This window comes from Serratia grimesii NBRC 13537 (assembly GCF_001590905.1).
GTDB classification, from domain to species: domain Bacteria; phylum Pseudomonadota; class Gammaproteobacteria; order Enterobacterales; family Enterobacteriaceae; genus Serratia; species Serratia grimesii.
The window spans coordinates 140,269-158,640 of record NZ_BCTT01000005.1 but is presented as its reverse complement, the minus strand read 5'-3'; the positions used below and the strand labels follow the sequence as shown (position 1 = coordinate 158,640).

Below are 18,372 nucleotides of genomic sequence, written 5' to 3'. Positions count from 1 at the left end.
CCCCATAGATTTCGCGTTGCGGCCCACAAGATGGCGGCGTGAAACACCGAGGGGATAAAAAAAGCCGGGTAAGTCATACCCGGCTGGCTGTAAGGAAAACCTCATAATTCGGGGGAATAGGTGAGGTAAGGTGAACGCAGCCAATGTTGTAAATAGTGAGCCACTGCCTGCTGTTCGCAATGCCCGATAACCTGTAGCTGTGGCAATAATGACTTTAACTGTGGCAGGGCATTCCCCATCACCACACCGTGTCCTACCGCCGCCAGCATCTCCTTGTCGTTCATCGCATCACCAAACGCCATGCAGTCAGCCATTTTCAGCCCCAAATGACGGCTTAACGTGTCCAGCGCTGAGCCCTTATTGCAGCCTAACGGCAAGACCTCCAGACATTCATAGGCGGAGAAGCAGAGGTCGATACGGGCCGCAAAATGCTGTCGCAACTGCACCTGAAGCTTCAGCAGTTCTTCGTGCGGTCCAACAAAACAAACCTTGCTGTTGCCAAACGCCGGCAAGCGCCGCACTTCGGTAAGTTGGTAGTGGAAGCCACTCAAATGGTGTGCCTGTAACATATCCTCCGGCACCGCGAACTCCGTCATCCAGCCTTCGTCACGGAATACGTGCATGCTGGCGTCGGTGCGCCAATGGGTATGCAATACCTCCTCGGCAATATCGGCAGGCAAATCGGTGGCATGCAACTGCTGCCCTTGATTGTCATAGACTCGCGTACCGTTGCCGGTAATCAGGTAGCCTTGCAGGCCCAGTTGCGCCATGATCGGCTGCGCATCCAGATAGTGACGCCCGGTCGCGAAGGTGACGACCATTTCCCGCTCAACAAGCTGCTTTAGCACCGCCAGAGTTTCCGGCCCAACCCGGTGATCCGGTGTCAACAAAGTGCCATCCATATCAAAAGCCGCCAGGCGATACATAAAGACCTCGTGAATGTGAACGCGATTACAGTCCCTGCAGTATGGGATGGTATTTACGGAAGTAATAGTGAACAATTCTGGAAAACTGTTCCGGATTTCCCATCATGCGCCTGACCCACCGCCTCAGCCAATACCAACGCCTGTACCAGCAACTGGGTGGTACACCAGTCGCTATCACCATCAGCGAGCTGGCCGCCATGTTCTATTGCAGTGAGCGTCATGCCCGCACCCTGGTGCAGCAATTGCAGGATCAAGGTTGGCTGAGCTGGCAGTCGCAGCCCGGACGTGGCAAACGTGCACGACTGCATTGTTTGAAAACACCCGATGAGCTCCGCGCCGCCCACCTGCAACGGCTGTTACATGATGGCGATCATCAGGGCGCATTGGAAATGGCGCAGTTGGATCCACAACATTTACAGAAACTACTCAACCCACATCTCGGTGGCCAATGGCAGGCAGGCAGCCCAACGCTGCGTATCCCTTACTACCGGACGCTGGAATCGCTGGATCCCCTAACACTCACCGGCCGTGCAGAACAGCATTTGGTCGCCACTCTGCATGCCGGCCTGACGCGCTTTATTACCGGTAATACCGAGCCACAACCGGATCTGGCGCATCACTGGCAAATCAGCCATGACGGTTTGCGTTGGCAGTTCTTTCTGCGCAGCCAATTGCGCTGGCACAACGGCGACCCCTTGACTGGGCAACAACTGCTGCAAACGCTGGAAAAGCTGCTGAAACATCCGCGTAGCCAACCCAGCCTGGCCAACGTTGTCACCCTCAGTCTGCCGCATGCACTGTGCTTGCAGTTTGATTTACAGCATCCAGATTACTGGCTGGCGCACCGACTGGCAGAGTTGCCTTGTCTGCTCACGCATCCGGATACGCCAAGCATTGGTGCAGGCCCGTTTAAACTGACGCTCAACGAACCACATTTGGTGCGTTTGGAACAACACGCGTTTTACCATTTGCAGCATCCCTATCTGGAGAGTATTGAGTATTGGATCACGCCGGAACTGCAAACCGGCGATGCTTATACCAGTTGCCAACACCCTGTGCGCATTACCATTGGCCAACAGGAAGACCTGGCACTGGCCCGACCGGTACAACGCAGTATGAGCCTGGGTTGGTGCTATCTGGCGGTGAATTTAAAACACGGCGTGCTCAGTGAGGCACAAGGGAAAAAGCTGCTGATGTTGATCCAGCAATCCGGTTTGCTGGCCAATCTGCCGGTTCCAAACAGTGTCATCACCCCCAGCCACGAAATGCTACCCGGTTGGGCGATCCCACAACATCACGTCGATGATCATATTGCCCTGCCAGCCAAGCTGAGATTGTTGTACCGGCCCCCAGTGGAGCTGGAAACGGTCACCGTTGCATTACAGCAACTGTTGGCACAACACGATTGTGAACTGGATGTGCGCTACTACGCGGGCAAACGCTGGCAAAGCGCCGAGCAAATCGGGCAGGCCGACCTGCTACTTGCGGACAATCTAATTGGGGAGTCGCCAGAGGCAACATTAGAAAGCTGGCTACGGCAAGATACGCTGTGGCGCGGTATTCTGCCTGATTCTCGCTGGCAGCATCAGCAACAGACGCTACAAAAGATCCAACAACTTCCAGCACAGCAACAGCGTCATGAGCAGTTAAAAGATTATTATCGGCAATTGATGACAGCAGCGATCATCACTCCCCTGTTTCATTACCAGTATCAAATCAGCGCGCCACCACGCATCCATGGCGTTACCCTGACTGCCTACGGTTGGTTCGACTTCTGCCAAGCCTGGTTGCCGCCGCCGGTAAAAAATACAGAACTGCTCTCAGCAGACTGAACACAGGTGTGCCCCTGCGGTATTCAGCTATTTCTGCTACCATTGCTGCCGCAACGCATTTTTATCCTGCCGCCCGATTGTGTGTCGGGAAAGGCCAAATCCAATAAGGTGATTTTATGAAGCGCGCGGTTGTCGTTTTCAGCGGTGGACAAGATTCCACGACCTGCTTGATCCAGGCATTACAGCAGTATGACGAAGTTCACTGCGTTACCTTCGATTACGGCCAGCGCCATCGCGCTGAGATTGAGGTGGCTCAGGAGCTGTCGGTGGCTCTGGGGGCCAAAGCGCACAAGCTGCTGGATGTAGGTCTTCTCAACGAACTGGCGATCAGCAGCTTGACCCGTGACAATATTCCGGTCCCCGCCTACAACCCAGATGAAAAAAATGCGCTGCCAAGTACCTTTGTGCCAGGCCGCAACATTTTGTTCCTGACGCTAGCGGCGATCTATGCCTATCAGGTTGAAGCAGAAGCCGTGATCACCGGCGTGTGCGAAACCGATTTCTCCGGCTACCCGGACTGCCGAGACGAATTTGTCAAAGCATTGAATCACGCGATAGTGTTGGGTATCGCCCGTGATATCCGTTTTGAAACACCGCTGATGTGGTTGAACAAAGCAGAAACCTGGGCGCTGGCGGATTACTATCATCAGTTAGCATTGGTGCAGCAAGAAACACTGACCTGCTACAACGGCATCAAGGGCAACGGTTGTGGTGAATGTGCCGCCTGCCATCTACGTGCTAACGGCCTACAGCAGTACCAAATCAACAAAGCCGAAGTCATGGCAAGCCTGAAGCAGAAGACCGGTCTGGTCTGAGTGAAGATAGCCTGAATAATTTGAGTTGCGTCGAGACGGTCAGTAAACACAGCCAACACGGATGCAGCTTGAAATATGACAGGTAGAACGGCGGCAGAATTGCCGCCCGTTAGTTTACTGACCCTCTTCCGGCGGCGTGAGTGCCTGCAAATGTTCGCGCAGTTGCCCCTCAATAGGTAGTGCCCGCTGAGTTTTCAGATCCACACAAACGAAGGTCAGCATGGCATCTGCCACTGGCGTGCCTGCAGCATCTTGTATCACCTTTTGGCTCAGCACACCGCTTTTGCCGTTAAGCTGCACCATCTGGCTGTCGATACGCAGTTTGTCCCCTAACAACGCGGGTGTGCGGTAGTTTATATTAATGTTCACCACGATGAAGGCGATGTTATTTTCCGTCATCCAGCGGAAACCCTCCTGATTTTCCAGCCAATCCCAGCGCGCCTCTTCCAAAAACTCCAGATAGCGGGCGTTATTAACATGTTGATAAAAATCAAGATGATAACCACGGACTTTGATAAAGGTCTGGTGCATAGTGTACGGCTGCTCCTGCCTGGTGATTACAGTAAAGAAGGAGCCGCTGGCGGCTCCTTTACGCGTTTGGTCAACCCGCCAAACTGGTAAGACCTGTAAAATGTAGCAGAGGAAAAAGAGCTGCATGGGCACTTTGCCACTCAGCTGTGAGTAACATCACATTTTGAGCCGTGCACGATTCATTTCAAATAAGGCCGGCCCAATGCCCGGCACTTCCTGGAGTTGTTCAATCTGTGTAAAGGAGCCATTCTGCTCGCGATACCGCACAATGCTCTCCGCTTTCTTTAACCCCACGCCCTTCAGCGCGCTGGCCAGTTGCTCAGCATCCCCCTGATTAATGCTGACTGACACCTCATTATTGGTAGCCACGCCAGCCTCTGCGCCTTGCCCTGCCTTAGCCGACGGTGTTGATAGCACCTGCCCGGTCGCCATTTTCTCTTCCGCCGCCAGTGACGGTCCTGCAAGGCAGATCAGTGCGGCCACCAACAACGCTTTGAAGCTCACTCCACGGCCATTAACCGCTTTTATTTCTGTAAGTTGCATGCTGTATCCTCCTTGTGTTTAACAGCAAGCTCACCTTGCCGCAGCGGACGATCTTCAGCAATTAACGGATTTCAGATATGGAAAAGGCCGCGAAAGCGGCCTTTTAGGATTACATTGCGTTGCAGAAAACTGCGGTGTTTTACTGAGGTTGCTGCTGCTCAGCGGCGCCCATGGTGATTTTGGCTTCTTTACGCAAGCTGGCCAGCAGAGAGTCGAAGGACACGCCGGTAGCGCCTTCTTCCATTTTGCTGACGAAGGTTTTCATTTCTTCCGCTGGCAAGGTGCCAGGATTCACGGCATCAAGTGCAACCAGCACTACGTTACCTTGATTGTCCTGCGACATACCGTAAACGGGCTTACCTTCCTGCGGATGCGGCAACGCAAACACGCTCTGCACCAGTTGGCTGTCTTCCGGCGCACGTGCCATCTTCTGCACGCTACCAAAGCTCAGGCCTGCAGCTTTCATCGCATCGTCGCCTTTGCCTTGTTTCAGCTCAACCAGCAGTTTCTCGCCCTGCAGTTTCGCTTCCTGTTCCGCTTTATTGCGTTTAACCAATTCAGCTACGCGATCTTTGACTTGGTCGAACGGCTCAATGCCTTCTGGCTTGTGGCCAGAAACACGGATCACGAAGGCGCGGTCACCATCAACGGTAATCACATCAGAGTTGCTCCCGGGAGAACCCCCTTCACCAATCAGTGAACCGTCAAAAATCGACTGAATCACAGGTTTGAAGTTCAGTGCCGCCGGGATGTCATCGCGAGTAAACCAGTCAGTGTGCGCCGCTTTCACGCCCGCGGCCTCTTCTGCTGATGCCAGGGACTCGTTATCGCTGGTAGCGGCTTCGCTTACCTTCTGCTGCAATGCGTAATACGCATCTACGGCTTTTTCCTGCTTAACCTGTTTGGCGATGGCATCATGCACTTCGCTCAACGGCTTCACTTTCTCAGGTTCAATATCGTTCAGACGCACGATCAGATAACCTACAGAGGATTTCACCACGCCAGACAGCTGGCCTTTTTCGGTCAGGTTGGCTTGTTTCAGTTCGTCTGCTGTGGTTTCCGGCTCCAGCCAACCCAATTCACCGCCAGTACGGCGTGAAATGATGTCGGTAGATTTTTCTTTCGCCAGAGTGGCAAAATCGCCGCCTTTTTTCAGCTCATCCAATACAGCGTTGGCTTCTGCCTCAGTTTTCAGCTGGATAACGCTGTAATTCTTGCGTTCAGGTTGGCCATAGCTGCTTTTGTGCTGGTCGTAATAAGCGCTGATATCCGCGTCGGTCACCGTCACCTTGTCCTGCATAGAGGCAGCATCCATCGGGATATAGCTTACTTTGACCTGCTCCGGCGCAATAAAGCTGTTCTTGTTCTGGTTGTAGAACTCTTTCAGCTCATCATCAGTCACGGTCTGCTTGGCCTGCAAGGCTTTCAGATCCAGCGTTGCCAAACGCACATCACGCTGCTGTAACACCAGCGCTGTCATGTCCTGAGCTTCAGATGGCAAGATGAAACCAGAACCACCGAAGGCTTGGATCACTTGCTGGTTCACCAATTGCTGACGCATTGATTGCGCAAAGTTATCGGCGGTGTAACCCATGCGGCTAATCAGATCGAGATATTTCGCGTTATCGAACTGGCCGTTAGTCTGGAAATAAGGCGCCTTGCGGATGGCGTCCTTCACCTGATCGTCGCTGACGCTCAGGCCTAATTTCTTGGCGTATTGATCCAGCAGCATGTTGTCGATCAACTGTGACAGCGCCTGATGGCGCATCTGCTGCATGTAGCCTTCATTGCCCGCCAGTGCGGAGAACTGGTCACCCAGCTGTTGCTGCATACGGCTGCGTTCGCTTTGGAAAGCCTGTTCCAGCTGAGCGCGCTCGATCACCTGACCATTTACTTTCGCTGCATAATCGCCGGAACCGCCGATCAGGTAGTTACCCACCCCGGTCAAAATAAATGACAAGATGATCAGGGCCAGGATGATTTTGAGCACGACGTTATTAGCTGCCGCGCGTAAATTGTCCATCATAGTGTGACAACACTCCGCTGTGATGTGGATTAAAAACACCCTTGCGCAGGCGCGTTCCCTGCGACAAAAATAAAAAAAGCGCATCAATCTGATGCGCCTTATATCTTACCTTACCAGCACCGTTGCGTCAGGTGATTGTTTATTACAAAACCCTGTAACGCTAAACGGTTAGACGCAAACAATCAGTTTACTGCGTCTTTCAGCGCTTTCCCTGCACGGAAGGCCGGAACTTTGGCTGCCGCGATTTTGATCTCTTTACCGGTTTGTGGATTACGGCCAGTACGGGCTGAACGCTCACGCACTGTAAAAGAACCGAAACCAACCAGAGCCACGTCATCCCCTTCCTTCAAGGATTCGGTAACAGATGCAATGACTGCATCTAAAGCACGTCCAGCTGCCGCTTTGGAAATATCAGCACCTGCGGCAATTTTGTCGATCAGTTGTGACTTATTCACTCTATCATCCCCTCTAGAATTCAATCGTCGCACCGAAAAATCCCTACGGTTGCGACAGCGCAGCTGTTATATCAATCCCATCGAACCTTGGCAAGCCACCGAAAGCGTGACAAAACGCGGGTCGATAGCTTTCTAACTTAGCGGTACAAAAAAAGACTGGCAAGTCCGAAATGACTTGCCAGCATAAGTTTTATCAATGGTTTTTGCGATTCGTCACTATTTTGCCGCTACCGGCAGTGCGCCGAAGGCCGGGTTTTGCAACGCAAGGTTCAAAACTTCATCGATTCGTTGCACCGGATGAATCTCCAGATCGGCGATAACGTTGTCTGGAATCTCTTCCAGATCGCGCTTGTTCTCAAATGGAATCAGCACGGTTTTGATACCGCCGCGATGCGCTGCCAGCAGTTTTTCTTTCAGGCCACCAATAGGTAATACCTGACCACGCAACGTGATCTCACCAGTCATTGCCACATCGGCGCGAACCGGGTTGCCTGTCAGACAGGAAACCAACGCTGTACACATCGCAATACCAGCACTTGGACCATCTTTCGGTGTGGCGCCTTCCGGTACGTGCACGTGGATGTCACGCTTCTCGTAAAAATCAGGGTTAATACCCAATTTGTCCGCGCGAGCACGCACGACGGTCAGTGCTGCCTGAATCGATTCCTGCATCACTTCACCCAGAGAACCGGTGTAGGTCAGCTTGCCCTTGCCCGGTACACAGGCGGTTTCAATGGTCAGCAAATCGCCACCCACTTCCGTCCACGCCAGACCAGTAACTTCGCCCACACGGTTTTCGGTATCTGCACGGCCGTAATCGACACGCTGTACACCCAGATAATCCTTCAGGTTGTCGCCGTTGATCTCAATATGCTTGACCTTCTTGTCCATAAGCAGCGTTTTCACCGCTTTACGACACAGCTTGGAGATTTCACGCTCCAGGCTACGCACCCCAGCTTCACGGGTGTAGAAACGGATAATACCGACAATCGCGCTGTCGTCTACCGTCAGTTCACCTTTCTTCAGGGCATTGCGCTCAAGCTGCTTCGGCAGCAAGTGCTGCTTGGCGATATTAAGCTTCTCATCCTCGGTATAGCCTGACAGGCGGATCACTTCCATACGGTCCAGCAACGGCGCAGGAATGTTCATCGAGTTCGAGGTGGCAACAAACATTACGTCGGACAGATCGTAATCGACTTCCAGGTAGTGATCGTTAAACGCCACGTTCTGTTCCGGATCCAGCACTTCAAGCAGTGCAGAAGCAGGATCGCCACGCATGTCCGAAGACATTTTGTCGATCTCATCCAACAGGAACAGTGGGTTCTTCACCCCAACCTTGGCCATTTTCTGGATCAGTTTGCCCGGCATTGAACCGATATAGGTACGTCGATGCCCGCGGATTTCCGCTTCATCACGCACGCCACCCAGCGCCATACGCACGTATTGACGGCCGGTCGCCTTAGCGATCGACTGGCCCAGCGAGGTTTTACCCACACCTGGAGGCCCTACCAGACACAAGATCGGCCCTTTGATTTTGCTAACGCGGCTCTGCACGGCGAGATACTCAAGGATACGATCCTTGACGCGCTCCAGGCCGTAGTGATCGATATCGAGCACTTCCTGGGCCTTGACCAGGTCTTTCTTCACCTTGCTGCGTGCATTCCACGGTACCTGCAACATCCAATCGATGTAGCCGCGTACAACGGTCGCTTCCGCAGACATCGGTGACATCATTTTCAGCTTTTGCAGTTCCGCTTCGGTTTTTTCGCGCGCTTCTTTCGGCATTTTGGCCGCTTCAATCTTACGCTTCAGCGCTTCATGCTCGTCCGGCGCGTCGTCCATTTCGCCCAGCTCTTTCTGAATCGCCTTCATCTGCTCATTCAGATAGTACTCGCGCTGACTTTTTTCCATCTGTTTTTTGACGCGGTTACGGATACGTTTTTCAACCTGCAACAGGTCGATTTCCGACTCCATCATCGCCATCAGGTACTCCAGACGTTCAGTAATATCGAACATCTCCAGTACGGATTGCTTGTCGCTGAGTTTCAGCGGCATGTGCGCGGCGATGGTATCCGCCAGGCGTGCAGCATCGTCGATGCTGTTCAATGACGTCAGCACCTCCGGTGGAATCTTCTTGTTCAGTTTGATGTAGCCTTCAAACTGATTGATGGCAGTACGCACCAGGACTTCTTGCTCACGCTCATCAATTGCCGGCGACTCAAGATATTCTGCCTGGGCAGCAAAATGCTCACCGCTGTCTGAAAGCGTAGTAATACGTGCCCGCTGCAGGCCTTCTACCAGCACTTTTACCGTGCCATCAGGCAATTTCAGCATCTGCAGGATCGACGCTACGGTACCGACAGAGAATAAATCATTAATGCCAGGTTCATCCGTTGAGGCCTCTTTCTGTGCCACCAGCATGATCTTCTTATCATGATCCATTGCTGCTTCGAGGCACCGAATCGATTTTTCCCGGCCAACAAATAACGGGATCACCATGTGCGGATAAACCACCACGTCGCGCAACGGCAAGACGGGGATTTCAATGCGTTCGGAACGCTCAGGGTTCATAGAGCTCTCTCTTAAGTTTAACTTCCGCCAGGTTGAGGGGAATCTCATGAGACGCAAGCATCAAACGTTTCATAAAATCTGGTTAATGAGTATATGGGGATGAATCTCTTACATTCAACGGCAAGAATGCAGGAAAAAGAAATGGGGGATAAAATCCCCCATTTTGGTATTAACTTTCTGGTTTGACTGGCGAATTATTCGCCTGAAGCCTGTGCTTCCGGCTTGCCGTAAATCAGCAACGGCTTGGACTGACCGGCAATGACCGACTCGTCGATCACCACTTTGTCGACGCTTTCCATAGATGGCAGGTCATACATGGTATCCAGCAGCGCGCCTTCCACGATAGAACGCAGGCCACGTGCACCGGTTTTACGTGTCATGGCTTTCTTGGCGATAGCATTCAGCGCTTCTTCACGGAACTCCAGTTCGACACCTTCCAGATTGAACAACGCCTGATACTGTTTGGTCAGAGCATTTTTCGGTTCTTTCAGGATCTGAATCAGTGCATCTTCGCTCAGCTCGCTCAGCGTAGCGACCACTGGCAGACGACCGATGAACTCTGGGATCAAACCAAACTTAATCAGATCTTCCGGTTCAGCCTGCAGCAGCAATTCGCCTTCAGTTGCTTTCTCTGCTTCACCCTTCACGGTTGCGCCGAAGCCGATACCGGAACCGGTATTGACGCGCTGACCGATCACCTTATCCAGGCCGGCAAATGCGCCACCACAGATAAACAGGATTTTCGAGGTATCAACTTGCAGGAATTCCTGCTGCGGATGCTTACGACCACCTTGCGGCGGTACAGCAGCAATGGTGCCTTCAATCAGTTTCAACAATGCCTGCTGCACGCCTTCACCCGAAACGTCACGGGTAATGGACGGGTTGTCTGACTTACGAGAAATCTTATCGATTTCATCGATGTAGACAATGCCGCGCTGTGCTTTCTGCACGTCGTAGTCACATTTCTGCAACAGCTTCTGGATAATATTCTCCACGTCCTCACCCACATAACCGGCTTCGGTCAGTGTGGTGGCATCGGCCATGGTGAAAGGCACATCCAGGAAGCGCGCCAAGGTTTCCGCCAGTAAGGTTTTACCGCTACCGGTCGGGCCAATCAGCAGAATGTTGCTTTTGCCCAACTCAATACCGTTGCTGGTATCGCCGTTGCGCAAGCGTTTGTAGTGGTTATACACCGCAACCGCCAGCACTTTCTTCGCCTGCTCCTGACCAATGACGTAGTCATCCAGATGGTGGCGGATCTCGTGCGGCGTCGGTAGCGCACTGCGCTCACGATGCGGGGCAACTTCTTTAATCTCTTCGCGAATAATGTCGTTACACAGGTCAACACATTCATCGCAGATATACACTGACGGACCGGCAATCAGCTTACGCACTTCATGCTGGCTTTTGCCGCAGAAAGAGCAGTACAGCAGCTTTCCTGAACCGTCTTTGCGCTTATCTGTCATCAGTAAACCTCTTCTTTAGTCTTTGTCCCGCAGGAAAATCACGGCGGCCGTGCGCCCCAAATTCATACCGGGAATGCCGATAATGCTCACCAGAGCGAGCCGCGCCCGCTCTGATTACTATAGTCTATCGGCTCGCACATATTACCTCGCCAGCCGCGTGGTGCTACTTGCGGTGCGTCAGAATACCGTCAACCAGACCGTATTCTACCGCTTCTTCCGCGGTCATAAAGCGATCGCGCTCGGTATCGCGTTCGATCTGCTCCAATGACTGGCCGGTATGCTCCGCCATCAGCTCATTCATACGTGCCTTCACCTTCAGGATTTCCCGCGCATGGATTTCGATATCCGTCGCCTGGCCCTGATAACCGCCCAGCGGCTGGTGAATCATCACGCGTGAATTCGGCAAGCAGAAGCGTTTGCCCTTGGCACCTGCCGTTAGCAGGAACGAGCCCATCGAGCACGCCTGGCCCATACAAATGGTGCTGACGTCCGGCTTGATGAACTTCATGGTGTCATAGATTGACATGCCAGCAGTGATCACGCCACCCGGAGAGTTAATGTAGAGGTAAATGTCTTTTTCCGGGCTTTCTGCTTCAAGGAACAGCATCTGCGCCACAATCAGGTTGGCCATGTGATCTTCAACCTGGCCGGTCAGGAAAATAATGCGCTCTTTCAGCAGGCGGGAATAGATGTCGTAAGAACGCTCCCCGCGTGAAGTCTGCTCTACCACCATCGGCACCAGGGCCATGTTAGGTGCAAATTGATCTCGTTCGCCACTGTATGACATTACCGTCTCCTAATAGAAATTGCCTTGGCGGCCAGGGTTACACCCTATTACACCGATTCTACTTGAGAACGGTCATGATGACTATGCTCAAGCATTCGACCCACGCCACACGTACCCGACGGTTTTTCTTATCCCGCGCACTCTGGCAAACAGCCTATACCCGTCATCTTTCAAGTCACAGCGTTGTTACCTGCACTCGCTCATCCCCAGTTACTTACTCGAGTAAGCGCCTGGGGATGAGCGAGCTGGCCGCCTAGCTGCAACTTGAAAGCTATAGGGTATACATATACTTTTTACAGATTGGGGCCACTGAGAGAATTTCAAGCCCGGCAATGTATTTTTAGCGGTTACCCTGCGTACCCACGTTACTGGCAGTAAACATCATGCCAGACTGTTCCAAGAGCAACAGTGTAAATATAGTGCATATTGTCACGCTTAACCTGAGATTAATCAGCGACGTGGCAAAAAGAAAAGCCCGCAACCGAAGGTTACGGGCTTTTTTAACGCCAGGATCCAGCAAGCCGGTCCCAAGGGCGCAACATGTGCGCCCCGACGTACAGACATTACGCCTGTTGAGTCTGGTTCATCAGCTCGCTGAAGGTAGTGGCTTTCTCAGTCACTTTCGCTTTTGCCAGCAGGGCTTCAACTGCTTGTTCTTCCAGAGCAACGTTGCGCATGTTGTTCATCAGCTCTTTGTTTTTGCTGTAGAACTCAACAACTTCACTTGGATCTTCGTAAGCAGAAGCCATTTCTTCGATCAGCGTTTTAACGCGATCTTCGTCAGCTTTCAGATCGTTGGTGCTGATTACTTCGCCCAGCAGCAGACCGACAACTACGCGACGCTTAGCCTGCTCTTCGAACAGTTCGCGTGGCAGTTCCAGTGCTTGCTTCTCGTTGCCGCCGAAACGTTGTGCAGCCTGACGGCGCAGAACGTCAACTTCGCCGTCGATCAGTGCAGCAGGAACGTCGATTTCATTAGCACTGACCAGACCGTCGATTGCCTGAGTCTTGATGCGGTTACGCACTGCGCCTTTCAGCTCGCGCTCCATGTTTTTACGCACTTCAGCACGCAGGCCTTCGATAGAACCATCAGCCACGCCGAAACGTTTGATGAATTCTTCAGTCAGCTCTGGCAGCTCACGCTCTTCAACTTTCTTCAGAACGATAGCGAACTTAGCCGCTTTGCCCTTCAGGTTTTCAGCGTGGTAATCTTCTGGGAAGTTAACGTCGATGGTGAATTCTTCACCAGCTTTATGACCAACCAGACCTTCTTCGAAGCCTGGGATCATGCGGCCCTGGCCCATAGCCAGTACGAAGTCAGAGGCTTTGCCGCCTTCAAACTCTTCACCGTCGATGGAACCAGAGAAGTCAACAGTCACACGGTCTTCAGCTTGCGCTGCGCGATCGCTGTCTTTCCAGGTCGCCTGCTGCTTGCGCAGGGTGTCCAGCATGGTGTCAACGTCAGCGTCGTTAACTTCAACAACTGGCTTCTCAACTTCGATGCCATCCAGGCCTTTCAGCTCAACTTCTGGATACACTTCGAACTCAACGGCGAAAGTGAAGTCTTCACCTTCTTTGTACTCGCCCGGCACATAGTTTGGTGCGCCAGCCGGATTGATCTTTTCTTTGATGATCGCATCAACAAAGCTGCGTTGCATCGCTTCGCCCAGCACGTCTTGACGAACGGAAGCGCCATAACGCTGCTCAACGATGTTCATCGGTACATGGCCTTTACGGAAGCCATCGATACGAACGCTTTTTGCCGCGTTGATCAGCTCTTTTTTAATAGCCTGCTTGATTGTATCAGCGGGTACAGTAATAGAGAGACGGCGCCCAAGGCCTTGAGTGGTTTCTACTGAAACTTGCATCTTGTTACCTCAAAAAAATCACAGTGCTCGGTCAACTCCGTTCCAAGAACCAGGACGGCTACATTACAGAACCGAGTTTCCTGATGACAGAAGCGTCCCGAAACCATTCCGGAAAAATAAGACGCGACATTATAGCGGCGCATGCGGAGCGAGTCGAGGAAAGCAAGGTGGCGGCGGCGCGCTAAAACTCACACTTTTGTCGATTTGATCGTCAAAAGGCCGCCGAAACCGACCCGGCCTTAGCTGCATGACGCATCGGCTGTGTCGTCGTCAAAAACAGAAACGGCCCGCAGGCCGTTCCAAAATTCGTCTGTAGTAATACCCCAATTCGTGGTCAAAGTTCCACTGATACCGCAAATTTAGCCATCAGGCTAAGGTACCGGCCCCACGACATGGAGGAGATGCCGGCACGGTATCTTGCAAACCTTCCCACTCTTTCAGGGTATAGGTGTGCAATGCCAACGCATGGACACCATCTGCCAATTCTTCTGACAGCACGCCGTAAATTGAACGATGCCGCGTCAGAAAACGTTCGCCGACGAAGCGATCGCTAACCAATACGACTTTAAAATGGCTTTCTGAACCCGCCGGAACGTTATGACGATAACTTTCATCAACGACTTCCAGATACGCGGGCTCAAACGCCGCCCTTAACTTTGCTTCTATTTGCTCGCGAATCATAGGATCTCCTTTACTACACCGGCAGAGGACCGCCCCATCTATTTCAATATTAGCCGCTTTCCCCCCTTTTAGACCATTCCTCAGGTAAATTTCTCTTTCTTGCGGGTAAAAAGTGGTCAACATCCACCGCCGCTTGAGGTTTATCTGATTGAGGCAGCCAAAAAAGCATGTTTTTATCAACGGCAGGTAAAAATTTGTCACTCCGGTGCGTTCTGCGCTTCCTCCGGCTGACGGCGATGCTATGATGTCGACAATTTGTTGTTGGCTATCCCGCTCTGATTATTACAGAAAGCGTGCTCAAACCCGCCGCTCTGTCTTTGGCAGTTTGCAGCACCTTAAAATCCATCGAGAATGAGACAGTAACTATGTTGAAAAAACTTTGCCTTCCACTGTTGGCCGCACTGATGCTGGCTGGCTGTGCTACCAGCAGCAATACCTTGAACGTGACACCAAAGATCGTACTGCCACAGCAAGATCCCACGCTGCAAGGCTTAACCATCAGCATTAACGGTGCGGATCAGCGTAAAGATCAGGCGCTGGCAAAAGTGAATCGCGACGGTCAGCTTGTGACGCTGACGCCTTCACGTGATCTGCGCTTCCTGCTGCAAGAAGTGTTAGAGAAACAAATGGGCGCCCGCGGCTACATGATTGGCGCAGACGGTGCAGTTGACCTGCAAATCGTCGTGAATAATCTGTATGCGGACGTCTCTGAAGGTAATCTCCGCTACAACATCACCACCAAGGCTGATATTTCGATCATCGCTCAGGCGAAGAACGGCAGCAAGCAGGTGAAGAACTACCGCTCAACGTATAACGTTCAGGGCGCCTTCACCGCAACCAACGAGAAAATCACCAACGCAGTCAACAGCGTGCTGGGTGACGTTATTGCCGATATGGCACAAGACACCAGCGTCAACGACTTTATCAAGCAAAACGCGCGTTAAGCCGCGCTCGCCTTGTGCCGCCCGGATCGTCGGGCGGTGCAGACAGGGAACTCATGTCGAAACAGTATCTGAATATCTTCACCCAGCGTAATTCTGCCATCCTCCTGCTGCTGGGCTTTGCGTCGGGTCTGCCACTGGCACTGACCTCCGGCACGCTACAAGCCTGGATGACCGTCGAAAACATCGATCTGAAAACCATTGGTATTTTCTCTCTGGTTGGACAGGCCTATGTGTTCAAATTCCTGTGGTCACCCTTTATGGACCGCTATACCCCGCCATTCCTCGGGCGGCGGCGCGGCTGGTTGCTGATCAGCCAATTACTGCTGGTGGCATCAATCGTCGCGATGGGCTTTATGCAACCGGCGCAAGATCTTTGGTGGCTGGCAGCGTTGGCGGTACTGGTCGCCTTCTGTTCTGCATCGCAGGATATCGTTTTTGACGCCTATAAAACCGATCTACTGAACGCCGAAGAACGCGGCACCGGCGCCGCTATCTCAGTTCTGGGCTATCGTCTGGCGATGCTGGTCTCCGGTGGGTTAGCACTTTGGCTGGCAGATCGCTACTTCGGCTGGCAGTCAACCTATTGGCTGATGGCAGGACTGATGCTGATTGGTATCGCCGCCACCTTAATGGCCCCTGAACCGGACGACAGCATTCCAGCACCACGCACCATGGAACAAGCCGTGGTTGCCCCGTTACGTGATTTCTTCGCACGTAACAACGCCTGGCTGATTTTACTGTTGATCGTGATGTACAAAATGGGCGATGCCTTTGCCGGCAGCCTGAGCACCACCTTCCTGATCCGCGGCGTTGGCTTCGATGCTGGGGAAGTTGGTTTAGTGAATAAAACACTGGGTCTGTTCGCCACCATCGTCGGTGCGCTGTTTGGCGGCGTGCTGATGCAGCGCCTCAGTTTGTTCCGCGCCCTGATGCTGTTCGGTATCCTGCAAGCAGTTTCCAATCTCGGTTATTGGATCCTTGCTGTTACCGATAAAAACATTATGACCATGGGTAGTGCTATCTTCCTGGAGAACCTGTGCGGTGGTATGGGGACAGCAGCCTTCGTCGCGTTATTGATGACACTGTGCAACAAGTCATTTTCCGCCACCCAGTTTGCCCTTTTGTCTGCACTGTCCGCCGTCGGGCGTGTTTATGTGGGCCCTATTGCCGGCTGGTTTGTCGAAGCGCACGGCTGGCCGCTATTCTATTTGTTCTCGATCGTCGCCGCCCTGCCAGGGCTGTTGCTGCTGCGTCTGTGTCGTCAGACGCTGGAATATACCCAGCGTACCGATGACTTTATGCCACGTACCGAGTTCCGCCAGTTTTACCGTTGGGCATTGCGCATGCTGACGCTAGGCTGCTCCTTGTTGGGGCTGTGGTTGGTTCTGCTGATCACCAACGCTCTTGACTGGAGTGCCTTGCCAGATCTGGCTGATCGACTGTTGCAGTTTGGTGCCGCGTTGAGTCTGGTAGGCATTGCGATGGGCAGTATGCTGGACTATCTGGCACTACGCCGTACTAAATTGGCGTGATATCACCGACCGGTGTTCACACCGGTCGGCAAAAATGCATCAGCGTGATGAGTTTATTTCGGATAAAAAACATAATTGGCGAGTAAATTATTTTTTATTTCCGAGTAACGCACTCGGAAATAAAATTAAATTCACTTTTAATACACATTTATTTTACATTAAATAAACCTTTACTGCGTATTTAAAAACGACAGCTTAATCTGCCAAACTCATCATACCTTTAGTTTTCCTTAACATAGGTTCCACCCGGAACGATTCAGCGTGCCAACGCGTTGTTGCCATTAGTAAATTGTCACGCAGCGTGACATCTGTGACACCCTTAACAGAAAGTGTCAACAAGGCGCTGACACTCCCTTAAGCATGTTTACAGTACTGCAACCTTCCCGTAAAATGCCCGCACACATGAAACGACAATAGAGCCTTTGTAATTGAGGTCGTTAGATGAGACTTAAGAAATACAATAAAAGTATTGGGATGTTGTCATTAATTGCTTCCACTGTAATGCTCAGTGGTTGCAATATGGTATTGATGAACCCCAAAGGAGCAATTGGTGTTGAGCAACGGACACTGATTATCACTGCAATCGCATTAATGTTGATCGTAGTGGTACCAGTTATCTTTATGGCGTTCGCCTTTGCCTGGAAGTACCGTGCTTCCAACAAAGACGCCAAATACAGTCCGAACTGGTCACATTCCAACAAAATCGAAGCGGTCGTCTGGACCATTCCTATCATTATCATCGCCATCCTTGGCACCATTACCTGGAAGACTACCCACGAACTCGATCCGTTCAAGCCGATTGTCACTGACAAGAAGCCGATGACGATCGAAGTGGTGTCGCTCGACTGGAAATGGCTGTTTATCTACCCGGAACAAGGCATCGCAACAGTTAATGAGCTGGCTTTCCCGAAAGACGTTCCAGTTGAATTCAAAATCACCTCTAACTCGGTAATGAACTCGTTCTTTATCCCACAGTTAGGCGGGCAGATTTATGCGATGGCCGGGATGCAGACTAAACTGCACCTGATCGGCAATGAAGCCGGCAAATACGACGGTATTTCCAGCAGCTTCAGCGGTCGCGGGTTCTCCGGCATGAAATTCACCGCCATTGTCACCCCAACCGAAGGCGACTTCGATCAGTGGGTTGCCAAGGTGAAAGCATCGTCGACTAACCTTAACGCCACCAGCGACTTTAACAAACTGGCAGAGCCGAGTGAAAATAACCCGGTTGAGTACTTCTCCAGTGTCAAACCGAATTTGTTCAAAGAAACTATTGGCAAATTTATGGGCGATATGAACATGCACAAGGGCGCTACCACGCACGAAGGTATGGACATGAGCCAGGGTATGGACATGGGTGAACATGCAGCTCACGCCGGAGCCGAGGAATAACTG

Annotated in this window: 15 protein-coding genes; 5 read left to right on the top strand and 10 right to left on the bottom strand. The window is 52.1% G+C overall.

The features are described from left to right. Window positions 1–101: 101 nt before the first annotated feature. Window positions 102–926 (bottom strand): HMP-PP phosphatase, encoded by an 825-nt coding sequence (gene cof / locus SGR01S_RS05555; RefSeq protein ID WP_037424351.1) that lies wholly within the window; start codon window positions 924–926, stop codon window positions 102–104. Between the two features lie 104 nt (window positions 927–1,030). On the opposite strand from cof, the gene SGR01S_RS05550 reads away from it, so the two are divergent. Together SGR01S_RS05550 and queC are read left to right on the top strand one after the other, a co-directional pair. Then, window positions 1,031–2,758, top strand: a complete 1,728-nt coding sequence (locus SGR01S_RS05550) for an SgrR family transcriptional regulator (protein ID WP_061806799.1) — start codon at window positions 1,031–1,033, stop codon at window positions 2,756–2,758. 116 nt (window positions 2,759–2,874) lie between these two features. Further along, on the top strand, window positions 2,875–3,573 hold the full coding sequence (queC, locus tag SGR01S_RS05545; RefSeq protein WP_061806798.1) for a 7-cyano-7-deazaguanine synthase QueC: 699 nt from the start codon (window positions 2,875–2,877) through the stop codon (window positions 3,571–3,573). 114 nt (window positions 3,574–3,687) lie between these two features. Here queC and SGR01S_RS05540 read toward each other — a convergent pair whose 3' ends face one another. The 9 genes from SGR01S_RS05540 to bolA form a co-directional block, all read right to left on the bottom strand. Continuing rightward, window positions 3,688–4,104, bottom strand: coding sequence for an acyl-CoA thioesterase (locus SGR01S_RS05540; RefSeq protein ID WP_061806797.1), 417 nt, complete (start codon window positions 4,102–4,104; stop codon window positions 3,688–3,690). A gap of 156 nt (window positions 4,105–4,260) precedes the next feature. Further along, entirely contained in the window at window positions 4,261–4,647 is a 387-nt protein-coding gene (locus tag SGR01S_RS05535; protein WP_061806796.1) for a ComEA family DNA-binding protein, read from the bottom strand. Window positions 4,648–4,786: 139 nt separating this feature from the next. Then, window positions 4,787–6,673, bottom strand: a complete 1,887-nt coding sequence (gene ppiD, locus SGR01S_RS05530; protein ID WP_061806795.1) for a peptidylprolyl isomerase — start codon at window positions 6,671–6,673, stop codon at window positions 4,787–4,789. Between the two features lie 182 nt (window positions 6,674–6,855). After that, window positions 6,856–7,128, bottom strand: coding sequence for a nucleoid-associated protein HU-beta (gene hupB / locus SGR01S_RS05525; protein WP_006319790.1), 273 nt, complete (start codon window positions 7,126–7,128; stop codon window positions 6,856–6,858). Between the two features lie 216 nt (window positions 7,129–7,344). Continuing rightward, entirely contained in the window at window positions 7,345–9,699 is a 2,355-nt protein-coding gene (lon, locus tag SGR01S_RS05520; RefSeq protein ID WP_037424338.1) for an endopeptidase La, read from the bottom strand. 194 nt (window positions 9,700–9,893) lie between these two features. Beyond that, a complete protein-coding gene (clpX, locus tag SGR01S_RS05515; RefSeq protein WP_061806794.1) occupies window positions 9,894–11,165 on the bottom strand; it encodes an ATP-dependent protease ATP-binding subunit ClpX in 1,272 nt (423 codons plus the stop codon). Between the two features lie 163 nt (window positions 11,166–11,328). Next, the gene (gene clpP, locus SGR01S_RS05510; protein WP_020825491.1) at window positions 11,329–11,952 is read right to left on the bottom strand and encodes an ATP-dependent Clp endopeptidase proteolytic subunit ClpP; all 624 of its coding nucleotides are present in this window, start codon (window positions 11,950–11,952) and stop codon (window positions 11,329–11,331) included. A gap of 563 nt (window positions 11,953–12,515) precedes the next feature. Next, window positions 12,516–13,820 carry a trigger factor gene (gene tig, locus SGR01S_RS05505; protein WP_044548696.1) on the bottom strand — a complete coding sequence of 435 codons (1,305 nt, stop codon included), beginning with the start codon at window positions 13,818–13,820 and terminating at the stop codon, window positions 12,516–12,518. A gap of 366 nt (window positions 13,821–14,186) precedes the next feature. Next, window positions 14,187–14,501 (bottom strand): transcriptional regulator BolA, encoded by a 315-nt coding sequence (bolA, locus tag SGR01S_RS05500; protein WP_004940361.1) that lies wholly within the window; start codon window positions 14,499–14,501, stop codon window positions 14,187–14,189. A 365-nt stretch (window positions 14,502–14,866) separates the two neighbouring features. Between bolA and SGR01S_RS05495 the strand changes: the two genes are divergently transcribed. The 3 genes from SGR01S_RS05495 (at window position 14,867) to cyoA (ending at window position 18,369) form a co-directional block, all read left to right on the top strand. Next, complete coding sequence (locus SGR01S_RS05495; RefSeq protein ID WP_037424332.1) at window positions 14,867–15,445, top strand: lipoprotein; 579 nt, start codon at window positions 14,867–14,869, stop codon at window positions 15,443–15,445. Window positions 15,446–15,498: 53 nt separating this feature from the next. Then, window positions 15,499–16,977, top strand: a complete 1,479-nt coding sequence (gene ampG / locus SGR01S_RS05490; RefSeq protein ID WP_061806793.1) for a muropeptide MFS transporter AmpG — start codon at window positions 15,499–15,501, stop codon at window positions 16,975–16,977. Window positions 16,978–17,418: 441 nt separating this feature from the next. Continuing rightward, complete coding sequence (gene cyoA / locus SGR01S_RS05485; RefSeq protein ID WP_037424327.1) at window positions 17,419–18,369, top strand: cytochrome o ubiquinol oxidase subunit II; 951 nt, start codon at window positions 17,419–17,421, stop codon at window positions 18,367–18,369. Window positions 18,370–18,372 lie beyond the last annotated feature (3 nt).